Raw genomic sequence first — 24,870 nt, 5'->3', positions numbered from 1 at the left:
CCTCGTCTCCAGGAAGTTTCCGGCTGGCGCGCGACGCGCGCCAGCACGATGCCGGAAGCGGTGCCACGTCGCGCGGCCAGGCGTCGCGACCGGCGCGGCACGTCTTCGGCGATTCATTCATGGGGCTGCGGGCCGGCGTGCGCGACCCATTCGATGCCCGAAATCGACCCGTTCGCATCGTGCGACGCGACGAGAATGCGCGTCGTGCGCCGCGCGCCGCGCCGGCGTGCGCTCGCGAACGCGGTCGGCGGCACCGAGCGCACCTTGACGCTGGCCGAGCGCCGCAGCATCTTCGACACGCGCAACCGGTACGCGAGCGGATGCACGACGCGTCCCGCGATCAGCCACATGACGATCGTGCCGGCGATCAGCGCGATGCTCGTCACGTAGAACACGATCTGCTCGATCGGCATCTCGGCCTCGTTGAACGGCAACAGGTAGCGGTACGTGTAGATGCAGATCGATGCCCATACACCTCCGACCAGCGCGGGCCGCACGAGACGGAACCACGCGACGAGCACGGGCCCGACGATGCCGCCGCGTTCGGCGATCATGTCGCGCGGTGCGCGCAGGGAAAGGTCAATAATCGGCGCGTTCTTCATGTTGAATGCCTCGGTCGGGACTGACCCAAACGGCGCGTTTGCCGCGGCCCCGCAGTACGACGGCGGGCAGGGCGACGACGGTGGTGATCATGCTGATCAGCCAGAACGCGACGGGGTACCAGATGGTGTCAAGGAAGTACATCAGGAGTTTTTCGTCGTATTGACGATCGATCATGCTGCCGATGATCAGTTGCAGGATGCAGGTTGCGACTAGCAGCATCCCGTGCCAGTGCGGCACCACGGACACATGCCAGTTCGGCGGAAGCGGGTAGACGACGTCGATCAGCGCGAGCAGCAGGATGAACGACATCGAGTACGCCCACGCGATGCCTATCAGGTATTCGGCGAACAGCGGCCACATCATCATCTGCGTGGGCCGCATCAGCGTGCCCGCGTACTTGAGCAGCACCTGGATGCCGCCCTTGGACCAGCGCAGCCGCTGCCGGTAGAGCCCTTTCACCGTCTCGGGCATCAGGATCCAGCTGAGCGCGTGCGGCTCGTACACGACGCGCCAGTCGCGGCACTGCAGCTTCCAACTGATGTCGATGTCCTCGGTCAGCATGTCCGAGCTCCAGTAGCCGACGTCGGCGAGCGCGGTCTTGCGGAACATCGTGATTACGCCCGACACCGTGAAGATGCGGCCGTACACCTGCTGCGTGCGCTTGATCAGCCCCACGATCGACGAGAATTCGCCGACCTGCATGCGGCCGAGCAGCGACGTGCGCGTGCGGATGCGCGGGTTGCCGGTCACCGCGCCCACGCCCGGGTCGGTCAGGAAGTGCTCGAGCATCCAGCCGATCGCATCGTGCGCGAGCAGTGCATCGCCGTCGATGCACAGCAGGTAGTCCGCGTTGGATACCGCGGCCGCGGTCGTGAGCCCGACCGCCTTGCCTTCGTTGCGTGCATGGTGGATCACGAGCAGCCGCGGGATCTCGACGGCCAGCTCGTTGAGGATGTCGCCGGTGCGATCCTTGCTGCCGTCGTTGACCGCGATGATGTCGTAGTTCGGATACTGCATCCCGTTCAGATGGGAGATCACGCTGCGTGCGTTCGCGGCTTCGTTGAAGCAGGGTACGACGATCGAGACCTTCGGGATGCCGCTCGACGCGATCGTGCGCGTCGACAGCTCGCGGCCCTCCTCGAGCAGGAAGTAGTGCACGACACCGCCGATCATCCACAGATACGACATGAAGAACGGATAGTAGAAGACGAAATCCTGCAGGCGCTGGATGAGGCTGTGGGTGTTCATGGCGTCTTGGTTCCCGGCGATTGCTGCATCTGCATCAGCGCGTTGATCGAGGTGGGGTCGAGGCGCGACTTCAGCGACATCACGTCTCGCATCGCATCGAGCTCCGGATGGCCGTTCAGGAAGTTGTCGGGGTAGTAGCCGAAATTCACGGCGCCCTCGCTGCGCAGCCGCCGCATCTGCGCAAGCAGCGTGCTGGCCGGCACGTCCTTGCGCGCGTGCCAGTCGTACGACTGCAGTTCGAACACGGTGCGCTGCAGCCCGCGCTGCTTCGTGCGCACCACCTTCACGAGCTGGTCCAGCCAGCCCTCCGGGTCCTTCGCCTGCTCCATGTACGGCATCGCCATCAGCGCGACGTAGTCATAGGCGGCGAGGAAATCGTCGTAGTTCTGCGCATACCACGCTTCCGATTCGGGCTTGAGCACCGGCATCGCGAAGATGTTGCGCGCGGTCAGCACATCGCCGACGTTCTGATGGGCCAGCACGATCTGCTCGAGCTGCCGGGTCATGTCGATCAGATGGCGCGTCTTCTGCCGTGTCCAGCGCTTCATCAGGTCGGGGTTCTCGCGGATCTTGCCGACGTCGGCCGGCAGCCCCCATTGCGCATAGGTGCGCAGCGCATGCCGGCTGGCATCCTCGTAGTCGTCGAGCACGGCGTCGTCGCTGAACAGGATGCCGCTGAACGACGCGTGCTTGCTCAGATCCTCGTAGATCTGCTGGATCATCAGCCGCGCATCGGGATCGAACGGGCTCAGCCGGAACACCCGCGTGCCGTTCTCGCGGGCCGGCGCGCCGCCGTATGCGCTGACGGCCTCGAGCTTGCGCTGCTTGTCGGCCGGCGGCCGGAACGCGAGCACCGGCATCCACGCGTACACCTGCACGTTGGAGCGCGTGTTGAGCTGCCACGCGGCGCGCGAGAACAGGTCGGAGCGCATCGGCAGGTGCCGGTTCGGGAAATACACCGCTTCGGCCACGCCCGTACCGTTCGGGTCCGCATACGCCTGCAGGTACACCGATTTCGGCTGCATCCGGTAGATGCGCTCGATCAGCTTGCCGAGATTCGCTTCCTGCCGCGCGGGATCGGGATCGTAGACCTGGTCGAGATCGACCTGCACGGTGCGCTCGGGCACGTCGACGTCGCCGCGATTGGACGCCGGCTCGCGCATCGAGCGCTCGAACCCGCCGATATCGACGTCGTACATCATCAGGATCCGTCTCAGCCGGTCGAGCGGCACGTCCGGCGTATTCGGGCCGGCATCGAGGCTGAACTGGATGTCCATGCCGAGCGACGTCGATATCTGGCGCACGGGCTGGTTTTCCGCGCCGTATGGCCACACCATCGAGCGTGCGACGAGACCGGTGCGTTCGCGGATCTGCCGCACGCAGGTCTGCAGGTCGTCGTGCACGCGTGCGTGGAATTCGGCGTCGGTTTCATAGCGTTTCTGGTCTTGCAGGTAGAGATGCGACGTGGTCGCCGGCAATTCGTTGCCTTGCGGGTTCGCGACCGCGCCGTGATGGAGATTGTGGGTGTGGCAGCCGAGCTCGACGAATTCCGATTGCCCGAGCTTCTTCACCTCGTCCCACGACAGGAAGTAGTCGCGCGGCACCTGAACCTTGTCGCTGATGCGGATCGGCGTATCCGGCGGTGTGTCGATCCACGCGGTGACGAGGCCCATCACGGCCGGATACTTGAAGCGCTCGAGCAGCGGCAGCACCTTCGTGTAGTGGCTGCGGAAGCCGTCGTCGAACGTGAGCAGCACCGAGCGCGGCGGCAGCGGCTTGCCGCCGCGCCGCGACTCCTCGATCTGCTTGACCGTGATCGTGTGGTAGTTGTTGGTCTGCAGCCACGAGAAGATCGCGGTCAGCGTGCCGGTATCGACCGCGAACGGATCGATGATCGCGTTCGGCGACGAAAACGACGCCATCAGGTTGTCGCGCACGTCGTGCATGCAGATCACGCGAAACGTCTTGCCGTCGGCCGGATCGGACGGCGGCAGCAGGTCGATCATCCTGGCATTGGTCACGCCCGGGAATAGCGAACAGGCGGCAAACGTACCGAGGCATCCGCACATGAAGGTCCGTCTGGATTGAAGCATTGCCCGATCTCCTTGCTAGAACGGCAGGTTGAGCGACAGGAAGCCGGTTTCGGAGCGCTCGCGCTGGCCGTCGTACGCGTGGCTGCTGACCTCGACGCCGTAGCTCAGCGTGATGTCGTGCTTGAACGTCCACGCGTGCTCGAGGCGCGCGCTCCACAGCGGGCTGGTGCCGAAGCCGCGCTCGTTGTACGCGCCGCCCGACACCGACAGGCGCTGTTGCAGCCCCGTGTCGCCCTTCTTCCACAGCGTCAGTTGATGCATGACGGTCGCCGCGGCCGCGTAATCGCGACCGGGGCTGAAGTAGGGCGCGTCCCGGCGCGTGTTGCTGTCGGTACCGAGATTCAGCGAGACGTTGACGAGCTGGTTCGCGGACGTGTACACGCGCTGCGTGGCGGTCGCCGCGATCTCCTGGTGCAGGTTCGAATCGCTGTAGCGGCTCACGCCGTAGCTCAGCTTGACTTCGCGCCGGTCGTTCTGGCGATACACGACCTCGACGTTCGCGGAGCGGCCCCAGATGTGCGCGGCATACGCCTTCCACGGCAGCGAGTTGTCGTTGGTGTCGAGCCCGGCGCCGACCGTCCAGTAGTCGTTCAGTGCATACGCGATCGTCCCGCGGCCGCCGGTTCGGCCGTCCGAGCCCATCGAGCGCGTGACTTCGCCCAGCACGGTGAGCGGGCCGTGCCGGTAGTCGCCGCCGATGCCCGTGCGCGTGCGGCTGATTCTGCCGCCGTCGGTCTGCGCGAAACCGTAGAACGTGTGCGAAAACACGCGCCAGTTGTCGCCGAACGGTTGCGAATACACATAGCTGTCCGACGTGAAGCTGTTGTCGGCCAGCGCGCTGTTGCCGTGCTCGAAACTGAGGTCGGTCGTGAACACCGGGCTGCGGTATGCCTTGTAGTCGCGTTTGAAGCCGCGCACGGCGCCGCTATCGGGGAACGTGTTTCCCAGGGTCTGGTCGACGGTCTTCGCGGTCGCGTAGTCGTCGGCCGTGAGCGATGCGCGGCCGAGGCCCGCGAGCATCTCGACGCTGTCCGGGTGATCGGTCAGCGACGCGCGATACATCGAGATCGCCTGGCGCGGATGGGCCTGGCCGGACACCGCATCGGCGTGCGCGGCACGGATCTCCGCGTTGAACGGTACCTGTTTCTCGAGCTGTTCGAGCGCGGCGATCCCTTCGTCGGCGTGACCCGTGAAGATCAGGTATTGCGCACGCAGCCGGTAGTAGCGCAGGTAGTCGCTTTCTCCCGGGCCGACGTTGGTCACTTGCTTGGCCGGCGGCAGCGACTTCTCCATGTCGTCGAGCACCTGCTTCGCTTGCGCTGCGCGGCCCTGGTCGACGTACGACCAGAACAGCCCTTCCTGCAACTCGATCGGACGCGTACGCGAGCCGTACTGGAAGCCGCGCGTCGCGCGATCCGTCGGCGACGCGGTGGCCTGCTTCAGCGCGCGCGCATACACGGCGTTCGCCTTGGCCGGCTCGCTCAGATACAGGTATGCGTCGCCCACGGCCGCGAGCGCGTCGATCGAGATTTCCGCGTTGGACGGAATCGTCTCGAACGTCGCGACGGCCGTCTTCATGTCGCCGCGTGCCGCGAGGGCCACTACCCGGTCGCCCGCGAGCGCGGTGCGCACCGGCGTGTACTCCGGTGTGGCCGGTATCCGCTTGTCGAGGTCGTCGGCCGCGCGCAGCGCGCTGTCGATTCCATCGAAGCGGTCCGAACTCGTCATCGAGCGCGACTTGTCGCGTCCGCCGCGCACCTGCTGGCGAATCGACAGTTCTTCCAGTTGCGCGATGTCGACGGCGGAGAAGGCGTCGGGGCGAGCCTTCGCTTCGTCGAGCGCCTTGACCGCGCCGCCGCTCGCCGCGAGGCCGAACACGTCGTTGCGCACCGTCGCGACATCGGCCGTGCGCAGATTCGGCGCCTGCGCGTTCGGTGTTTCGACGTCGGGCCCCTGCGATCGTTGGGTCGGCTCGCCGGGGAGCTGCGCACCGGGCGACTGTGAAGTCGGTTGCGGGGACGACGGCGGTTCGGCGCCGGGCGGCTGGGTCACGGGCGCGGGCGCATTCGGCATCGGCGTGCCGGATGCCTGAGCGGTGAGCGTCGGCGTAGTGGGCGTAGCCGGCGGTGCAGCGGTCGCGGTTTGCGCGAGCTGCTGCGGGGCATCCGGCTTTCGCTCGCGCGGCGCAGACGTATCGGGCGGCGAAGTGTCGAATGCCTGGGCAAGCAGCATCGGCGTGCTCGACGCAGGCTCGGGCGCTGCAGGTGCGTTCGACGAGGTCGGCGCCTGCACCGCGGCGCTCGGCTGCGCAGCATCCGGATCCACCACGACCGTGGTCGGCATCGCCGGGTTCGATCCCTGCGCGATCTGCATCGACGCATCCGAGGCCCGAGCGATCGGCGTCGACGCGTAAGGCGGCTGCGTGCCCGAACCCTGCGCGGCCTGCGTCGCCGCGCCCGTCGGCTGCAGGTCGGGCGGCAGCGCATCCGGCGTGCCGCGGGATCCGGCGATTTCGCTCCCGCTGCGCGGCTCCGCGTCGCCTTCGGCGGCAAGGCACGAGCCGGACGCGACGAGCAGGCACAGCAGCGGCGCATGCAGGAGGATCCGCCGATTCGGCGGAACGACGGTGGTGCATTGTTGTTGACGATTGTTGGCCACGGTGTGTCCTCACTTTGAAACGATCACATCGGTTGCACGCCCGACGACGCTCGTCGCCGGCCGTCGCATCGCCGGGCAGCGAAGCCCGGCGCCATCCGACCGGTTCACAGGCGGTTGCGGATCGCTTGTCCAAGCAGCGCGCGCGATTCGCTGTTCTTCGGGTCGATGGCGAGTGCACGGCTCGCGTTTTGTTCTACACAACTCCATTCGTCGATCTGTGCGCACCAGCGCGCCTTGGCCAGAGCGCGGGCGCCTTCCAGCTCGTCGTGTGTGACGCTGGTGGCCTCCATGTGCGACGTGTCCGCGATATACGACTGCGGTTGCTGTTTCGGTACGGGGTCCGGGTGTTTTCTCGTGCGCGCCAGCGTCTGCGAACGTGACGTCCGATGCGCATCGCCGGGGCGCGCCGTACGACTGCCGGTCGACGCCGCGTGCGGGTCGGCCGCGAGCTTCGTCGCCGGCAGATGCGCGCGGCGCGGGGGTTTCGTATCGGAACGGGCCGTCGTGGCCGGTGGTGCGGCAGGTTCGACTGCCGCCGACATGGCAGGCGCAGCCGATGCTGACGGCGGAACCGGCCCGGCCTGCGCGACCGTCGGCGTCGAGCCGGCGGGCGCCGCTGGGCCGGACGCACCGCCGGTCGCAGCGACGATGAGGTTGCGGTACTTGCCGACGGCGGTTCCGATCACGCCGGCGATATCGTGCGTCACGCTCGCATGGCCGACCCTCGCGTCTCGCTCGACATACGCGAAAGCGCCGAAGATCGCGGCAAACGCGGCGATGCTGAGCGCCGCATTCTTTCCCGGACCCCACGAGGGCTTCGGCTGACGGGCAGGCGAGTTGTCCGGTCGTTCTGCACGGGGCATTCAAGACTCCTTGATTCGATGCGTTCCACGAATGACGTGATCGAAGCGGGGCGACGCGACGCTCACCATCGCAACTGCGTCGTGAGCGTGCCCGTCTCGACGATCGCGAACTGGGTTGCTCCCTGATAGGTCCCTTCGACCCGATAGCTCGCATCCGGCACGCTGAACAGGCAGCGCGATCCCGACGCATTGAATTCGACGAGCACGCGCCCATGCCGGCGCAGGCGCACCTGCACGTTGGAGAGCGGCTGCCCGGTGTTTCCGGACACGAAAGACACGCCCACGTTGTACGGGCGGCCGTCGGGTGGAAGCGGCGCGGTACCGTCGATCCGCGCATCGCCGCAGATATACGAAATCACGTACCGGTTTGCCCCCGGACCGGACGCCGGCGGCGACGAGGTCGCCGGTGTCTGGGCCATGGCGTTCATGCAGAGCGTGGAGAGCACGGCGCTCAGGAAAGGGCGAGCATGCTGTCGAAGCGAGGGTGACATTGCAATCTCCCGTCCGGAGTCGATGGCATGCACCGACCCCGAGTCGAATTTGCCAACGTTCTTTTTGCGACACGCTATTGATACACGATGGTTTTTGAACCAACAACCGCGTGTGGCCCGAATGGGACGAGGGTAAAAGGTCCTATCTAAATAAGATAAGGAGGGATTGGTGAGGATCGCTTATTGCTGAATAAAGTCGATATTGCCGAACATGAAAATTGCTCGTCGGTAGCGATGATCGAGCACGCTTTGAATTGCGTCTGAGGTATCGAAGTTCGTGCCGAAAAATAACGACTGATAAAAGAAACTATTGCACCCGCAATCGACCAGAATCAATGAAAACGGGGCTTCGGATCGCACATCATGAAATAAGGGTGCGACATTTTTGGTCATTCCGATACTTACAGGTAAATCGAAACTTGTGTAACAAGGTATTTCTGTCCTGAAAATCGGCCTGAATATTCTTACTTAATACGGAAAGCAGTAAAAAGTACGATATGAATTCGCAAACGTTTGCGTTTTATCGAGATCGATTACAGTCGAGGACGGGTTTTACGGAGTCGGATGGGATTATCGATTGCCGTTGAAGAAGCGCGCATGCGCGCCGTGGATATCCACGGCGCTAACCCTTCGTCAGCGACTGCCGCTTGCGCTTCGCCGCGCGCTGCGCATCGCCGGCGCGACCGCCTCTTCGGCGCCGATCTGCGCGTCGATCGCCGTGCGCGGCCGGTTCATGATGTAGGCCCACAGCTGCTCGGCCGCGAGCCCGCGCTTGCGGGCCGATCGATACAGGCGGATTTCGAGTTCGGTGATCCAGTCGCCCGTGCCCGCGCACACGAGCGTGCCGTCCGCGAGATCCTTCGCGACGCAGCTTTCGGGCAGCCAGCCAATGCCGTGTCCGGCCACGACCATGCCTTTCAGCGCCTCGGACATGTGCGTCTCGAAGCACCGGTGCAGGACATACGGCTCGGTCGCATTCAGCAGCAGCATCTCGACGATGTTGCCGAGAAAGGCGCCCGACGAATACGCGAGCAGCGGCAGCGGCGCATCGGGCGTGCCGGGCAGCTGGAACACCGGCTTGCCGTGCGCGTCGGGCGACGACACGGGCAGGATCCGCTCGACGCCGAGGCTGACGAACGGGAAGTGGTTCGGGTCGAGCACGATCGGCAACTGCGGATGGTGATAGCCGAGCAGCAGGTCGCATTCGCCTTCGACCAGTTGCTGCACGCCTTCCGGCACGTTCACCGCATTGACGCGCGCGGTCACGTGGCCGACCTCGCCGTTGAGCCGCTTGAGCCATTCGGGAAACAGCGTGAATACGAGCGTATGCGCGACGGCGAAGCGCACGACCTGGTCGCTCGCCGCGAACTGGTCATAGCCGTTCACGAGATTGCGCGCCGCATACATGCTGCGCAGGATGTCCGCGGCGAGCCCGCGGAACATCTGGCCGGCGGGCGTCAGCGCGATCGGATTGATGCTCCGGTCCACCAGCTTCGCGTCCATCCAGGTTTCGAGAGCGGCGATCCGTCTGCTGAACGCCGACTGCGTCAGGTGCCGGTGACGCGCGGCCCGTGAAAAACTCTTGGTATCCGCGAGGCTCAGGAAATCTTCCAGCCACTTTGCTTCCATTTCGATCTTCGCTTTTTATAGTCGGGCGCCTGAAAGGCGGCGCCGTCTGCTGACCAACGTTCTAGCGTACCGCGCCTCGCGCCGGTCGGGCCGATGTTTTTTTCGATGGGTGTCAGTCGAAATATGCATGGGCATTGTCGGCGGGATTACGGCTGCATAGCGTTGAGGGGCCGGACCGGTTAACCGGACAGTTCACCGCGTCGGACTGTCCCGGCCGCCCGGACGGCACTTCCCCAGGGCCGGCTGCGCCGTGTGCGTGCCGGCCCGCCCATTCATGGCCGTTGCGGGGCCCGGCTCGCCGCTTTTGGTGCAGTGCAGATTGCACATCCGTGACACGCGGGAGAACTATGTTCGTCGGGCGCGGCGCCGCATCGGCCGTGCGCGCTTGCGGCGCACCGCTGGCGCCCGTCGCGTCGGGCGTTGCACCGTTGTGGTGCGCAATGCCGCACAGGCGTGCCTGGGCGGCGCAAAACAGGGGGATATCGAAGGAATCGAGCAAGGCACGTTCCTTGCAAAGCATTCAGTACGCCGGTCCGGCATGCGCAATGCCGGGGAAAACGATCGATGGAGAAAAGGTCGATGAAGCCATTCGATGAAATGCTGCAATCCGGCGACATGGTAAGGGCGCCTTACGCGCGCCTGAAGCAATGGCTCGACACGCAGAATCCCGCGAGCCTCGCCCAGAAAGCCCACGATGCGGAAGGCGTGTTCCGCAAGACGGGCATCACGTTCGCCGTCTACGGCGACGCGGAGGCCGCCGAGCGGCTGATTCCGTTCGACATCGTCCCGCGCATCATCTCGGGAGCGGAATGGAGCCGGCTGTCGCTCGGCATCGAGCAGCGCGTGATGGCGCTGAACGCGTTCCTCGACGACATTTACCACCGCCAGGAAATCGTGCGCGCGGGCATCGTGCCGAAGCACCTGATCGCGCACAACGAGGCGTTCATCCCCGAGATGATCGACTTCCGGCCGCCCGGCAACGTTTACACGCACATCATCGGCGTCGACATCGTGCGCACCGGCGAGAACGAGTTCTACGTGCTGGAAGACAACGCGCGCACGCCGTCCGGCGTGTCGTACATGCTGGAAAACCGCGAGACGATGATGCAGCTCTTCCCCGAGCTGTTCCAGCAGGTGAAGGTGCGCCCGGTCGAAACCTATCCGCAGATGCTGCGCCAGTCGCTCGCGGCCGTGTGCCCGCCGGGCGGCAACGCCGACAATCCGACCGTCGCGGTGCTCACGCCCGGCATCCACAATTCCGCGTACTACGAACATTCGTTCCTCGCCGACCAGATGGGCGTGCATCTCGTCGAGGGCAGCGACCTGCAGGTGATCGACGGCCGCGTCGCGATGCGCACGACCGAAGGCTTCCGGCCGATCGACGTGCTGTACCGCCGCGTCGACGACGCGTTCCTCGATCCGCTCACGTTCCGCCCGGACTCGGTGCTCGGCGTGGCAGGCATCATGGACGTGTACCGCGCGGGCAACATCACGATCGCGAATGCGCCCGGCACCGGCATCGCCGACGACAAGGCGATCTACTCGTACATGCCGGAGATCGTCGAGTTCTACACGGGCCGCAAGGCGATGCTGGAGAACGTGCCGACCTGGCGCTGCGGCGAGGCCGACAGCCTGAAGTACGTGCTCGAGCATCTCGACGAACTGGTCGTGAAGGAAGTGCACGGCTCGGGCGGCTACGGGATGCTCGTCGGGCCGTGCGCATCGAAGGCCGAACTCGAGGCATTTTCCGCGAAGCTGCGCGCCCGTCCCGCGAACTACATCGCGCAACCGACGCTCGCGCTGTCCACGACGCCGATCCTGACCGACGCCGGCCTCGCGCCGCGCCACGTCGACCTGCGTCCGTTCGTGCTGGTGTCGGACCGCATCCGCATCACGCCGGGCGGCCTCACGCGCGTCGCGCTGAAGGAAGGATCGCTCGTCGTCAACTCGAGCCAGGGCGGCGGCACCAAGGACACCTGGGTGCTGGCCGACTGAGCCGGGCACGACCGCGCGCGCCGGAGCCGGCGCGCGAACCGAACGAAGACGGAGTGGACACGAGATGCTTCTGGGACGTACTGCAAGCGGTCTCTACTGGATGTACCGCTATATCGAGCGCGCGGAGAACATCGCGCGCATCGTCGATGCCGGGCTGCGGATGGCGCTCACGCGCACGGCCGACGCGCCGGCCGAATGGTCGTCGGTGCTCGTCAGCTCGGGCGCGGACGACGGCTATCGGCAGAAATACGACGCGTATGCGGCCGATACCGTGACCGACTATCTGCTGCGCGACCGCGACAATCCGTCGAGCGTGCTGTCGTGCATCGAGGCGGCGCGCTCGAACGCGCGGATGGTGCGCACGGCGCTGACGCGCGAGGCGTGGGAGAGCGTGAACGGCGCGTGGCTCGCGCTGCGCCGCGCGCTGGCGCAGCCGGTGCCGGAAAGCGAGCTGCCGGCCGTGCTCGACCAGGTGAAGCGCGAAACCGCGCTGATCCTCGGCAGCTTCTACAGCACGATGCTGCGCAACGAGATCTTCGATTTCGCGCAGATCGGCGCATTCGTCGAACGCGCGGACAACACCGCGCGGATCATCGACGTGAAATACCACCTGCTGCTGCCATCGGTATCGCACGTCGGCACGATTCTCGACAACTACCAATGGGAGACGATCCTGCGCTGCGTGGCTGCACACCGTTCGTATCGCTGGGTGTACGACGTGCAGTACAAGCCGCTCAACATCGCCGACTACCTGATCCTGAACGGCCGCATGCCGCGTTCGCTGCGCTATTGCTACGGGCGCGTCGTGTCGAGCCTGAACCTGCTCGCGAAGGATTACGGCGTGACACACCCGTGTCACGACACGGCCACGAAGATTCTGCAAATGCTGTCCGATACCTCGGTCGAGCGGATCTTCAAGAGCGGCCTGCACGAGTTCCTGACCGACTTCATCGGCCGCAACAACAGCCTCGGGCTCGAAATCGCCCAGGCTTACAACTTCGACTGAGGCTTGCCATGCGACTCGCCATCCGACACATTTCGCGTTACCAGTTCGACGATCAGGCCACCCATGCACTGCAACGGTTGCGGCTGCGCCCGCAGTCGGGGCCCGGGCAAACGGTGCGCGCATGGCAGGTCACGATCGACGGCGTCGAGCCGACGCTGTCTTACGCCGACGGGCTCGGCAACCGGATCGACCTCGTGCGCCACGATCGCGGCGCGAAGGCCGAGATCGTCGTCGTGGCGGCCGGCGTCGTCGAGACGCAGGACCGCGCGGGCATACTCGGGAATCCAGAAGGCTATGCGCCGCCGTGGATCTTCGAGCGCGAGACCGCGCTCACGAAGGCGGGCGACACCGTGCGCGCGCTGACCGACGCGCTGCCGATCGAGCCGCGAGGCCTCGACGCATTGCACTGGCTGATGACGGAAGTGCACGGCCGCATCGCGTACGCACCGAACCTGGCCGGCGACGCCGCCGTCGATGCGGAAACCGCGCTGCAAAGCGGCGAGGGCACGAGCCGCGACCATGCACACGCGTTCATCGCGGCCGCACGCGTGCTGAAGATTCCCGCACGCTACATCTCGGGTTACGTGCTGGCCGACGGCGCGATGCAGCGTATCGCCGATGCGAAACAGCAGGCGGGCGACGTCGAGGACGAGGAGGCGCTCGCGCTGCAGAGCGCCGACGGCATGCAACAGGTACTCGGCGCGTCGCGTGCCGTGCAATCGCAATCGCAATCGCAAGGGCAGTCGCAGGCGGCGCTCGGCACGCAGCCGCAAGCCGCCGCGCTGATGCAGCAGCCGGCCGGCCATGCGTGGGCCGAGGCCTATGTCGATGGGCTCGGCTGGGTCGGCTTCGACCCGTTCATGAACCGTTGCCCGGACGAACGCTACGTGCGCATCGCGGTCGGCCTCGACCATCGCGACGCGCAGCCGGTGACGGGGCTCGGCGCGACGGCCGTCGGCGTCGAGATCAGCGTCGTGCAGACGCCGGAACTCGTCTGACCCGGCGCGCGCCTTCGCCGAATCCGCCATGCCGGGGCCGCCGCGTCGAAAGCGACGCGGCGGCCCCGGCCGGCCCAACCCGACTCGAGCTCCCATGTCCATCCACGTCGCGCTGCATCACACCACCCGCTATCGCTACGACCGGCTCGTCAACCTCGGCCCGCAGGTCGTGCGGCTGCGGCCCGCGCCGCATTGCCGGACGCCGATCCTCGCGTATTCGATGACGGTCGAGCCCGCGCAGCACTTCATCAACTGGCAGCAGGATCCGTTTTCGAACTATCTCGCGCGGCTCGTGTTTCCGGAGCGCACCGAGCACTTCGAGATCACGATCGATCTCGTCGCCGAGATGTCGGTGTACAACCCGTTCGACTTCTTCCTCGAAGCGAGCGCGGAACAATACCCGTTCAGCTATGACGACGCGCTGAAGACCGAGCTCGCGCCGTATCTCGCATGCGATCCGCAGACGAGCGCCGCGCCGCTGTTTCGCGCGTATCTCGACGGCGTGGACCGCACGCCGGCCGGCACCGTGAACTTCCTCGTCGCGCTGAACCAGCGGCTTCAGCGCGACATCGGCTATCTCGTGCGGATGGAGCCCGGCGTGCAGACGCCCGCGCAGACGCTCGAACTCGCGTCCGGCTCGTGCCGCGACAGCGCCTGGCTGCTCGTGCAGCTGTGCCGCCATCTCGGCATCGCCGCGCGCTTCGTGTCGGGTTACCTGATTCAGCTCACCCCCGACGTGAAATCGCTCGACGGCCCGAGCGGCACGTCGGTCGATTTCACCGACCTGCACGCGTGGTGCGAGGTCTACCTGCCGGGCGCCGGCTGGATCGGCTTCGATCCGACGTCGGGCCTGCTCGCCGGCGAAGGGCATATTCCGCTCGCGTGCACGCCGCAGCCGACGAGCGCCGCGCCGGTGGAAGGGCTGATCGACGAGTGCGAAGTGTCGTTCGAGCACGAGATGAGCGTGACGCGCGTGTACGAGTCGCCGCGCGTGACGAAGCCGTATACGGAGTCGCAGTGGGATGCCGTGCTGGCGCTCGGCACGCAGGTCGACGGCGCGCTGGCCGCCGGCGACGTGCGGCTCACGCAGGGCGGCGAGCCGACCTTCGTGTCGATCGACGATCGCGACGGCGCCGAGTGGAACACCGATGCGCTCGGCCCGACCAAGCGCGGCTACGCGACCGAACTCGTGCAGCGGCTGCGCGCCGAATACGGCGACGGCGGCTTTCTGCATTTCGGGCAGGGCAAGTGGTACCCGGGCGAGCAGCTGCCGCGCTGGGCGCTGTCGATCTTCTGGCGCGCGGACGGCCAGCCGGTATGGCACGATCCGTCGCTGTTCGCCGACGAGCGCGAGCCGTCCGCGTATACCACCGACGACGCGAAGCGCTTCATCGATGCGCTCGCCGCGCGGCTGAACCTGACCGGCGAATTCATCCGGCCCGGCTACGAGGACGTCTGGTACTACCTGTGGCGCGAGCGTCGGTTGCCCGTCAACGTCGATCCGTTCGACGCACGCCTCGACGACGAGCTCGAACGCGCGCGGCTGCGCAAGGTGTTCGAGCAGCAGCTCGACAGCGTGGTCGGTTACGTGCTGCCGATCAAGCGCATGGAGGACGGGCCGGGCCGCGATCGGTCGGGCCTCGACAGGCCGGGCCTCGACGGGCCGCGCTGGCAGACGGGCCCGTGGTTTTTCCGTGACGAGCGGATGTATCTGGTGCCCGGCGATTCGCCGATGGGGTATCGGCTGCCGCTCGATTCGCTGCCGTGGACGGCCCGCGCCGACTATCCGTACCTGGTCGAACGCGATCCGTTCGCGCCGCGCGATGCGCTGCCGGACGCCGCCGCGATCCGCGCCCGCTACGCGGGCCCGGCCGACGCGCCGCGCTATCTGGCCGGCGTGCATCGCGAAGCGTCCGCGCCGACCGTGATGCAGTGGCGTGCCGACGGCGCGGCCGCGAGCGGGCGGCCCGGCGCCGTCGACCCGCATCGCCGGCCCGAGCGCTTCGAATCGGCCGCCTGGATCACGCGCACCGCGCTGTGCGTCGAAGAGCGCAACGGCATCCTGTACCTGTTCATGCCGCCGCTCGCCGCGCTCGAGGATTATCTCGACTTGCTCGGCGCGATCGAGTCGACCGCGCACGCACTCGGCGTGAAGCTCGTGCTCGAAGGCTATCCGCCGCCGCGCGACGCGCGACTGAAGCTGCTGCAGGTGACGCCCGATCCCGGCGTGATCGAGGTGAACATCCATCCGGCCGCGAGCTTCGACGAACTCGTCGACCAGACCGAATTCCTGTACGACGCCGCGTGGCAATCCCGGCTGTGCAGCGAGAAATTCATGGTCGACGGGCGGCACGTCGGCACCGGCGGCGGCAACCACTTCGTGCTCGGCGGCGCGACGCCGGCCGACAGCCCGTTCCTGCGCCGCCCGGACCTGCTCGCGAGCCTGATCGCATACTGGCACAACCATCCGTCGCTGTCGTACCTGTTCTCGGGGCTGTTCATCGGGCCGACGAGCCAGGCGCCGCGTGTCGACGAGGCGCGTAACGACCAGCTCTACGAGCTCGACATCGCGTTCGCGGAGATCCAGCGCAACAAGCTGCTGTTCGGGCAGGACATGCCGCCGTGGCTCGTCGACCGCGTGCTGCGCAACCTGCTGATCGACGTGACGGGCAACACGCACCGCAGCGAGTTCTGCATCGACAAGCTGTATTCGCCCGACTCGTCCACCGGCCGGCTCGGCCTGCTCGAACTGCGCGCGTTCGAGATGCCGCCGCATGCGCGGATGAGCATCGTCCAGCAACTGCTGCTGCGCGCGCTGGTCGCCCGCTTCTGGGCCGCACCGTACACGACGCCGCTCACGCGCTGGGGCACCGCGCTGCACGACCGGTTCATGCTGCCGGCATTTCTTCAGATGGATTTCGGCGACGTGCTGGCGGAGTTGCGCGACGCCGGTTTCGCGTTCGATCCGGCGTGGTTCGCGCCGCACTTCGAATTCCGTTTTCCGTTGTTCGGGCAGATCGCGGTGAACGGGATGCAGCTGTCGCTGCGCGGTGCGCTGGAGCCGTGGCACGTGATGGGCGAGGAGGGCGCGATCGGCGGCACGGTGCGCTACGTCGATTCGTCGGTCGAACGGCTCGAAGTGCGCGTGACGGGGTTGAACGACAACCGGCACGTCGTGACCGTCAACGGCCGCGCGCTGCCGCTGCAGCCGACCGGCACCGTCGGCGAGTACGTCGCGGGCGTGCGCTACAAGGCGTGGTCGCCGCCGTCGGCGCTGCATCCGACCATCGGCGTGCATGCGCCGCTCACGTTCGACATCGTCGATACGTGGTTGCAACGCTCGCTCGGCGGCTGCCGGTATCACGTCGCGCATCCGGGCGGCCGCAATTACGCGACGTTCCCGGTCAATGCGTACGAAGCCGAGAGCCGCCGGCTCGCGCGCTTCGTCGAGATCGGGCACACGCCGGGGCGGATGGATGTCGCGGCCGCCGCGCCGAGCCGCGAATTCCCGTTCACGCTCGACTTGCGGCGGCCGTGATCGATCGATGACAGGGTGGACGACGATGCGGGGTTCGCGACCTCCCGGCGGCCGCGCCGGAATGCTAGGATGCGGGCAGATTGCGGCCGTGCGCCGCGGTAGCTCGCCGCCGGTGCGGCGGCGCGCATGTGCGGTTGCACCCTGACGACGGAACGACATCGTGCCGCCCATTGACCTTGATCATCTCGCCGCTCTCGACGCGATGCCCACGCTTTTCGATTCCGGCGCCCAGCCGGACGCCGCCGAACTGGCCGCCGCGCTCGCGGCGCCGGCGGCCGCCGGCCGTTACGACGAACTGCGCGGCAGCGCGGCCGGCCTGAACGCGCCCGCGCTGGCACCCGCGTGGCGCAATTTCTTCACGTCGATCGGCAGCGACGGCGTGGCCGACCTCGACCGCCGCGCCGACGCGCTGCACCGGCGCATGCGCGAGAACGGCCTGTTCTACCAGTTGCACGAGCAGCGCGCCGGCGACGGCGCGGTCGGCCCGTGGTCGCTCGACCTGCTGCCGCTGATCGTCACGCCCGAGGACTGGGTCGCGATCGAGCGCGGCGTGCTGCAGCGCGTGCGGCTGCTCAACGCGACGCTGGCCGACCTGTACGGGCCGCAGACGATCCTGCAGCGCGGGCTGTTGCCGCCCGCGCTCGTCACCGGCCACCCCGGCTACCTGCGTGCGATGCGCGGTGCGCGCGTGCCGGGCGATACCTGGTTGCACGTCGTCGCGTTCGATCTCGCGCGCGGCCCGGACGGCCAGTGGCGGATCGTCGCGCAACACACGCAGGGGGCGGCTGGGCTCGGCTATCTGCTCGAGAACCGGCTGATCGTGTCGCGGCTCTTTCCGCGCGGGTTTCGCGGGCTGCGCGTGCAGCGGCTTGCATCCGCGTACCGTGCGCTGCTGCAGAGCATGCAGTCGCTCAGCCCCGCCGCGAAGAATTCGCGGATCGTGCTGCTGACGCCGGGGCCGCACAGCGCGACCTATTTCGAGCACGCGTATCTCGCGCGCTATCTCGGCCTCACGCTCGTCGAAGGCGGCGACCTGACCGCGCGCGACAACCGCGTGTTCCTGAAGACGCTGAGCGGCCTCGAACCCGTGCATGGCATCCTGCGGCGCGTCGACGACGCGTGGCTCGATCCGCTCGAATTGCGGCCCGACTCGATGCTCGGCGTGCCGGGGCTGTTGCAGGCCGTGCGCGCGGGCAACGTGCTGCTCGCGAACGCGCCGGGCTCGGGCTTCCTCGAATCGCCGGCGATGCTCGGCTTCATGCCGCGTCTCGCCGAAGGCTTGCTCGGCGAAACGCTGACGCTGCCGGCCGTGCATTCGTGGTGGTGCGGCGAGGCGGCGGCGTGCGACGACGCGCTGCCGCAGCTCGCGCGCGGCATCGTCAAGGCATCCTATCCACCCGACGTGCAGGAAGGCGGTGCATTCGAACCGGTGATCGGCGCGCGGCTCACGCAGGCGCAACTGGCGGAATGGCGCGCGCGGATTCTCGCGCGGCCCGACCATTACACGGTGCAGGCGGATCTGCCGCTGTCGCAGGCGCCGACCTGGCCGCGACCCGATGCGCCCGACGGCAACGGCAGCGCGCGCATCGTGCCGAAGCCGCTGCTGCTGCGCGTCTTCGCGCTCGCCGATGGCGCGCAGCGCTGGCGGCTGCTGCCGGGCGGGCTGTCGCGGGTCGGCACGCGCGACACGCTGTTCAACGCGCCGATGCCGCGCGGCGGCAGCACCGTCGATACGTGGGTGATGACCGAGGGCATCGTCGATTCGACGACGCTGCTGCAGACGCACCTCGGCCCCGACGATCTCGTCGAGCGGCCGCGCGCGATCGCGAGCCGTGCAGCCGAGAACCTGTTCTGGCTCGGCCGCTACACCGAGCGCGCGACCAATCTGATGCGTCTGGCGCGTGCCGCGCTCGAGCGGTTGCGCGGCGAAGACGACGTCGACAGTCCCGCGCATCTGGAGCTGATCGATACGTTGTGCCGCGATACGGGACTGATCGCCGCCGATGCGCCGAATGCCGTCGATGCACCGCGCGCGTTCCAGTACGCGCTCGCGACGTCGCTCACGCGCGGCGCCGACCGCACGTCGGGCATCGCGTCGTGCCTGTTCGGGATGCGCGGCGCGGCCGCGGCGATCCGCGAGCGGCTGTCGAGCGACCAGTGGCGGCTGATCGACGACGCGACGCAGCTGTTTGCCGACAGCGCCGACCATCCGGAAGCCGAGGAGCAGCTCGGCAACGAAGCGCTGCAGCTGCTCGAGCGGCTCGGGTTGCTGCTCGGCGCGATCACCGGCGCGCAGACCGACAACATGACGCGCGACGACGGCTGGCGGCTGCTGTCGATCGGCCGGCAGATCGACCGGCTGGACTTTCTGTGCAGCGTGCTGAAGTTCGCCTTCGACGAGGGCGCGGTGCACCGGCAGGACGGCTTCGAACTCGTGCTCGAACTGTTCGACAGCACGATCACGTTCCGCTCGCGCTTTCAGCGCGGCTTCGACGTCGCGCCGCTGCTGTCGCTCGTCGTGCTCGATACCGACAACCCGCGCTCGCTCGGCTGGGTCGTGCAGGCGCTGCGCGGCCGGCTGACGAAGGTCGAGCGCAGCGAGGGCTACCCGCTGTCCGAGCTGGCCGAGGCGATTCCGGACGTTCCCGCGTGGTCGCTGCACGAGCTGTGCGAAACCGATGAAGATGGCCGGCACGGCAAGCTGCTCGCCGCGCTCGACACGACCGCGAAGGCCGTGTGGGAGCTGTCGAACCGGATCGGCGAGCGCTATTTCAGTCACGTGCGCGAGGCGGGCAGGACGCTATGGTGACGACGAAACACGCGGCGAAGACGCCGCCCACGCCCGGTTCCGAAGTCGCGCAGCCGGCAGCGGTCACGCCGCCGGCGCCGGCCAGATCGACCAAGCCGGGTTCGTCGAGCGCGCCGATCACGCCGGCTGCCGCCACACCGGGCCGACTGCTGCGCGTCACGCACGACACCGAATACCGCTACGCGGCACGCGTCGAATCCGCGCAGCACCAGGCGCGCCTGCAGCCGCTCGCGACGCCGCGACAGCAGGTGCTGTCGTTCGCGTTCGACATCGAACCTTCACCGGAAACGATCTGCACCGAGATCGATGCGTTCGGCAACGCACGCGCGTCGTTCGCGCTGAACCAGCCGCACGACGCGCTGCTCGTGCGCAGCCGCAGCACGGTGCGGGTGAGCGCGCCCGTGTGGTCGCGGGGCGCGCGCGGCGCACCGCCGCCCGCGATCGCGAACCCCGAGGCCGAACACGCAACGGCGTGGGAGGCCGTGCGCGACCGCTTGCGGTTCCGCGCGGGGCAACCGTACGACCCGGCGAGCGAGTTCGTGTTCGCGTCGCCGCACGTCGCGTGCGACCCCGAACTCGCCGCGTACGCGGCCGCGAGCTTCACGCCGCAACGGCCGCTCGTGCAGGCTGCGTGGGACCTGATGCGGCGCGTGCATGCCGATTTCGCGTATACGCCGAACAGCACCGACATCACGACGTCGGCGCTCGACGCGCTGCGGTTGCGCAAGGGTGTCTGCCAGGATTTCGCGCACGTGATGATCGGCGCACTGCGCTCGCTCGGGCTGGCCGCGCGGTACATCAGCGGCTACCTGCTGACGCAGCCGCCGCCCGGCCAGCCGCGGCTGATCGGCGCCGACGCGTCGCATGCGTGGGTCGACGTGTACGACCCGGCGTGGCCCGAGGACGGCGGCTGGTTGCAACTCGATCCGACCAACGATCGTGCGCCGGGCGACGACTACGTGATGCTGTCGGTCGGCCGCGACTACGCGGACGTGACGCCGCTGCGCGGCGTGATCCGCGGCGGCGGGGCGGATCAGGAGCTGAGGGTCGGCGTGACGGTCGAGCCGCTCGATGCGGCCTGAAGGGCCGCCGGGCGTGGCTCGCGCGCTTTAAGTCTTCGTTAATACTGCACGCCTAGCATGGTGATGCCGGCGAACGGCTTGGACTCCGGTCCGGCGCGTCGGCGGCACGCGCGGGTGCGTCGACGTCACGGCGCCGCGCCGTCGCGCGGCGCCATTTCCATGCAACGGCGGCAGATCATGATCAAGCACTTCGACTACACGCTCGGTAGCGAGACCATCGAGCTTTGTGCGAGCTTCGGCGCGGGCCCGGCGTTCCGCCGCGTGCTCGTGAGCCGCGCGGATTCGATGGAGACGCTGGTGGTGCTCGATGCGCGCGGGCTGTCGGGCCTGTTGAAGGTGGCGACCGAGGAACCGGAAGGGCTGCTCGACGACGCGATCCGCAAGGTCGGCGACGAACAGCTCGTCGAGCGGGCGATCAGCGGCCGGACGATCGTCGAAGCCGCGTTGTAATGCAATAGGCGGCTGCGCGAGCGTCGAAAATCAAGGAGTATGCTGCGGGTCCGATTCGCTCATTCTTGCATGTTCGATGTCCACGACCCATGCCGCCAATCCCGATTACCGCCGCTATACGACGATTCGCGTGATCGCGTATCACGGCATCCTGCAAAACATCACCGCGCTGTTGGCCTTCGTCCCATTCGCCAGGGTGGTCCTGCGCGACCAGTCGCTGGCCGCGCTTTCGTCCTGGTCCTGGCAGCTTTGGGCTGTGCAGGGTGTGTCGTTCGCAGCGATGCTTGCAAGCGTCGTGGGGCACGTCGCGCTTGCGTTGCGTCGCCGTTGGGGGCGAACGCTGAACGTGGCGGTCTGGATCGCGTTGAGTGTCGCGATACTGATGCTGTCGTCGTGGATCATGGTGGTCATTGCGCTGCCGCTGGGTCTTGCGACGTTCGTGCTGATGTACAACCGGACGAGCAATGACTTTCTGAGCCTGCCGCACGCCACGACAACGCCGACGGCTCGGCGTTTCGCGTCCGTCGGCCTGCTGGCTGCGTCGTCCACGCTGCATTACTGGGCGATCGCGTACGCGACGATGCGCACCGGCACGTTTGGCTACGTGTTGCCGAATACGCCGCCGATGGACTTGCTGATTGCGGCCGCGGCAACGCTGCTCCTCGGCACCGCCGTTGCGCCGCGCGGGCAGCGCGCATGGTATTGCGGCATGTCGTTGATGACGTCCGCCGTCGCGATGCTGTTCATGCTGTTGAGCTACGTGCCGGTGGCAACGTCGCTGATTCGCTACATGCCGCACGAATATTCACGTGTGACGATTCCGTGGAGTCTGATCACGCGGTACGCAGTTCTCACGTTCTGCGTTGCGCTGGTGTTGATTCGCGTGACGAAGCCCCCGAAACGTAGTGACTGGGAGCAGGGCCTCAATCCCGACGCGCCTGCGGATTCGACGCGCCGGGAAACGACTCGCTGATACCGAGCCGTTAGCTTGCGAACCGGTCCGTCGCCGCGACCAGCGCTTCCAGAATCCCCGGTTCGTTGTATGCATGCCCGGCGCCGGGCACGATCTCGAACGTCGCATCCGGCCACGCCTTCGCCAACTCCCATGCGGTACGTGCAGGCGTCGCGACGTCGTAGCGGCCCTGCACGATCACGCCCGGAATGCCGGCGAGCCGATGCGCGTCGCGCAGCAACTGGCCTTCCTCGACGAAGCCCTTGTTCACGAAGTAGTGGTTTTCGATCCGCGCGAATGCGAGCGCGTAGTGGCCGTCCGCGAAGTGTGCGGCGAGCGCGGGATTGGGCAGCAGCGTGATCGTGCGGCCTTCCCAGACGCTCCACGCGCGTGCGGCTTCGAGCTTCGCGGCTTCGTCGTTGCCCGTGAGGCGGCGATGGTAGGCGGCCATCAGATCGCCGCGCTCGGCCTCCGGAATCGGAGCGAGGAAGTCTTCCCAGTGGTCGGGGAACAGCCACGACGCACCTTCCTGGTAATACCACAGCAGTTCGGCGCGACGCATCGTGAAGATGCCGCGCACGATCAGCGCGCTCACGCGTTCGGGGTGGGTTTCCGCGTACGCGAGCGCCAGCGCGCTGCCCCACGAGCCGCCGAACACCAGCCATTGCTCGGCGCCGACCATCTCTCGGAGGCGTTCGATATCGGCGACCAGATCCCACGTCGTGTTGTTATCGAGGCTCGCATGCGGCGTCGAGCGTCCGCAGCCGCGCTGGTCGAACAGCAGGATGTCGTAGCGCTCGGGATCGAACAGGCGGCGATGGTCGGGGCCGCAGCCGGCGCCGGGGCCGCCGTGCAGGAACACGGCGGGCTTGCCGGCCGGGTTGCCGCAGCGCTCCCAGTAGATGCGATGGCCGTCGCCGGTGTCGAGGTGGCCGTGGGCGTAGGGTTCGATCGGTGGATACACAGGTAGGCTCCGGGTAAGGGGCGACAGCGGGCGGACGAAGCGCGGGCCGATGTGCGGGCAGGGTACGGTACTGCGGATGTTGCTGCGCCGCAAAATTCGTTGCGTGGGCATCGGACCGGCCACCGCCGGACAAGGCTTGTCATTATGCCCATTCACCGCGTCGGACGTTGGCCCCTTGTGGCGGGGCGTCCTCCGCTGGCCGTATTTGCGCTCCGGATTTTTGAAGCAATTTCATTCCGATATTTTTCATACAAAATCCCGGCGGCGGGTCGGCGGGCCAATCGGGCGCCGGCCGATTCCCGTTCCTTTACCGTGCCAACGGACACCAGCCGATGAACCATCGCGTCACGCAGTTGACCGGGTTGCGCGCCGTCGCGGTCGCGATGGTCGTCGTCGGTCATGCCGAGCATGTGCTGCCCGGCGGCTATACGGGCTGGTACGCGCCGTTGCGGCTGATCGCCGACGGCAGGCTCGGCGTGCTGATCTTCTTCGTGCTGAGCGGTTTCCTGATCACCAACGTACTGCGCGCCGAGTTCGCGCGCACCGGCGGCGTCGCGCTGACGTCGTTCTACGTGCGCCGCGCGTTGCGGATCTGGCCGGCCTGCTACGTGTATCTCGCGGCCGTTGCGATCGCGGCCTTCACCGGCTGGTTCGACGTCGATCGCCGGCAATGGCTCTATGCGGCGCTGCACCTGTGGAATTACTCGGCGTGGTTCGGGCTGACCGGCGACAACGCGTTGCATCCGGACGGTGCGTGGTACCTCGGCCATTTCTGGTCGCTCGCGCTCGAGGAGCAGTTCTACTGGTTCTGGCCGCTGCTGTTCGTGTTCGGCATGCGCCGCGCCGGCACGCGCTGGCTGGCCGCGCTGATCCTGATCGTGCCGCTGGTGCGTGCGACCACGTATTTCGTCGCGCCGGCGCTGCGCGGGCAGCTCGGGATGATGCTCCACACCGGGGTCGATCCGATCCTGATCGGCTGCTATGCGTCGCTTAACCGCGAACGGCTCGAAGCGTGGGTCGACTCGTGGCGCGGCGAGGCGCGCATCGTGACGGCGCTCGTGTTCGTCGTGCTGCTCGGCATGCCGCTCGCCGAACACCGGCTCGGCGGCTTCTGGAATGCGACGTACGGCGTGACGCTCGAAGCCGCGTTGATCGCGATCGTGATCGTCGTGCTGAATTTCCGCAGCGAGTTCTGGTGCGCGCGCTGGTTGCGCGCCGGGCCGGTGGTGTTCGTCGGCACGATTTCGTTCAGTCTCTATCTGTGGCAGCAGCCGTTTGCGAATCCGAATCTGCCGGTCGCGCATGCGTTTCCGCTCGGCATCGTGTGGGCGCTGATTGCCGCGACCGCCAGCTATTTTCTCGTCGAGAAGCCGTTCCTGCGGCTCAAGGATCGCTATTCGGCGCGCGAGGCGCGACGCGTGCGGGACGACGCATTGCGGATGCCGGCACCGACCGACGCGATCGGGCCGAAGGTGATGGAGTAGGTGGGCG

17 protein-coding genes are annotated in these 24,870 nt (G+C 67.2%); 9 read left to right on the top strand and 8 right to left on the bottom strand.

Features of this window, described 5'->3' with window-relative positions; all coding sequences use genetic code 11:
* Positions 1–113 precede the first annotated feature (113 nt).
* The 7 genes from WT24_RS23305 to WT24_RS23275 all read right to left on the bottom strand — a co-directional run bounded on the left by WT24_RS23305 (position 114) and on the right by WT24_RS23275 (position 9,585).
* Positions 114–602: a hypothetical protein gene (locus tag WT24_RS23305; RefSeq protein ID WP_059500765.1), complete on the bottom strand. Its 489-nt coding sequence runs from the start codon at positions 600–602 to the stop codon at positions 114–116.
* Positions 580–1,851 carry a poly-beta-1,6-N-acetyl-D-glucosamine synthase gene (pgaC, locus tag WT24_RS23300; protein WP_059500764.1) on the bottom strand — a complete coding sequence of 424 codons (1,272 nt, stop codon included), beginning with the start codon at positions 1,849–1,851 and terminating at the stop codon, positions 580–582. Before pgaC ends, WT24_RS23305 begins: the two co-directional genes overlap by 23 nt.
* A complete protein-coding gene (pgaB, locus tag WT24_RS23295; protein ID WP_059795676.1) occupies positions 1,848–3,944 on the bottom strand; it encodes a poly-beta-1,6-N-acetyl-D-glucosamine N-deacetylase PgaB in 2,097 nt (698 codons plus the stop codon). Before pgaB ends, pgaC begins: the two co-directional genes overlap by 4 nt.
* A 15-nt stretch (positions 3,945–3,959) precedes the next feature.
* On the bottom strand, positions 3,960–6,602 hold the full coding sequence (pgaA, locus tag WT24_RS23290; RefSeq protein WP_060035991.1) for a poly-beta-1,6 N-acetyl-D-glucosamine export porin PgaA: 2,643 nt from the start codon (positions 6,600–6,602) through the stop codon (positions 3,960–3,962).
* 104 nt (positions 6,603–6,706) lie between these two features.
* Positions 6,707–7,465 carry a hypothetical protein gene (locus WT24_RS23285; RefSeq protein ID WP_060035990.1) on the bottom strand — a complete coding sequence of 253 codons (759 nt, stop codon included), beginning with the start codon at positions 7,463–7,465 and terminating at the stop codon, positions 6,707–6,709.
* Between the two features lie 62 nt (positions 7,466–7,527).
* On the bottom strand, positions 7,528–7,956 hold the full coding sequence (locus tag WT24_RS23280; RefSeq protein ID WP_060035989.1) for a hypothetical protein: 429 nt from the start codon (positions 7,954–7,956) through the stop codon (positions 7,528–7,530).
* Between the two features lie 633 nt (positions 7,957–8,589).
* The gene (locus tag WT24_RS23275) at positions 8,590–9,585 is read right to left on the bottom strand and encodes a LysR substrate-binding domain-containing protein (RefSeq protein WP_060035988.1); all 996 of its coding nucleotides are present in this window, start codon (positions 9,583–9,585) and stop codon (positions 8,590–8,592) included.
* A 579-nt stretch (positions 9,586–10,164) separates the two neighbouring features.
* Between WT24_RS23275 and WT24_RS23270 the strand changes: the two genes are divergently transcribed.
* The 8 genes from WT24_RS23270 (at position 10,165) to WT24_RS23235 (ending at position 22,436) form a co-directional block, all read left to right on the top strand.
* Positions 10,165–11,580: a circularly permuted type 2 ATP-grasp protein gene (locus tag WT24_RS23270; protein ID WP_060035987.1), complete on the top strand. Its 1,416-nt coding sequence runs from the start codon at positions 10,165–10,167 to the stop codon at positions 11,578–11,580.
* 64 nt (positions 11,581–11,644) lie between these two features.
* Positions 11,645–12,586, top strand: coding sequence for an alpha-E domain-containing protein (locus WT24_RS23265; RefSeq protein WP_059500757.1), 942 nt, complete (start codon positions 11,645–11,647; stop codon positions 12,584–12,586).
* Positions 12,587–12,594: 8 nt separating this feature from the next.
* Positions 12,595–13,584 (top strand): transglutaminase family protein, encoded by a 990-nt coding sequence (locus tag WT24_RS23260; protein WP_060035986.1) that lies wholly within the window; start codon positions 12,595–12,597, stop codon positions 13,582–13,584.
* Positions 13,585–13,678: 94 nt separating this feature from the next.
* Entirely contained in the window at positions 13,679–17,122 is a 3,444-nt protein-coding gene (locus WT24_RS23255; RefSeq protein ID WP_060035985.1) for a DUF2126 domain-containing protein, read from the top strand.
* 202 nt (positions 17,123–17,324) lie between these two features.
* On the top strand, positions 17,325–19,931 hold the full coding sequence (locus WT24_RS23250) for a circularly permuted type 2 ATP-grasp protein (RefSeq protein WP_060035984.1): 2,607 nt from the start codon (positions 17,325–17,327) through the stop codon (positions 19,929–19,931).
* Positions 19,925–21,013 carry a transglutaminase family protein gene (locus WT24_RS23245; RefSeq protein ID WP_060035983.1) on the top strand — a complete coding sequence of 363 codons (1,089 nt, stop codon included), beginning with the start codon at positions 19,925–19,927 and terminating at the stop codon, positions 21,011–21,013. Before WT24_RS23250 ends, WT24_RS23245 begins: the two co-directional genes overlap by 7 nt.
* Positions 21,014–21,190: 177 nt before the next feature.
* Positions 21,191–21,463: a hypothetical protein gene (locus WT24_RS23240; protein ID WP_059500877.1), complete on the top strand. Its 273-nt coding sequence runs from the start codon at positions 21,191–21,193 to the stop codon at positions 21,461–21,463.
* Between the two features lie 76 nt (positions 21,464–21,539).
* Positions 21,540–22,436: a hypothetical protein gene (locus WT24_RS23235; RefSeq protein WP_257127544.1), complete on the top strand. Its 897-nt coding sequence runs from the start codon at positions 21,540–21,542 to the stop codon at positions 22,434–22,436.
* A gap of 10 nt (positions 22,437–22,446) precedes the next feature.
* On the opposite strand, the gene pip is transcribed toward WT24_RS23235, so the two are convergent.
* On the bottom strand, positions 22,447–23,379 hold the full coding sequence (gene pip / locus WT24_RS23230) for a prolyl aminopeptidase (protein ID WP_060035982.1): 933 nt from the start codon (positions 23,377–23,379) through the stop codon (positions 22,447–22,449).
* Positions 23,380–23,711: 332 nt separating this feature from the next.
* On the opposite strand from pip, the gene WT24_RS23225 reads away from it, so the two are divergent.
* Positions 23,712–24,863, top strand: a complete 1,152-nt coding sequence (locus tag WT24_RS23225; protein WP_060035981.1) for an acyltransferase — start codon at positions 23,712–23,714, stop codon at positions 24,861–24,863.
* Positions 24,864–24,870: the final 7 nt, after the last annotated feature.

Source organism: Burkholderia sp. MSMB1078WGS, assembly GCF_001528895.1.
In the GTDB taxonomy this organism is placed as follows: domain Bacteria; phylum Pseudomonadota; class Gammaproteobacteria; order Burkholderiales; family Burkholderiaceae; genus Burkholderia.
This window is presented reverse-complemented; position numbering and strand designations above follow the sequence as displayed.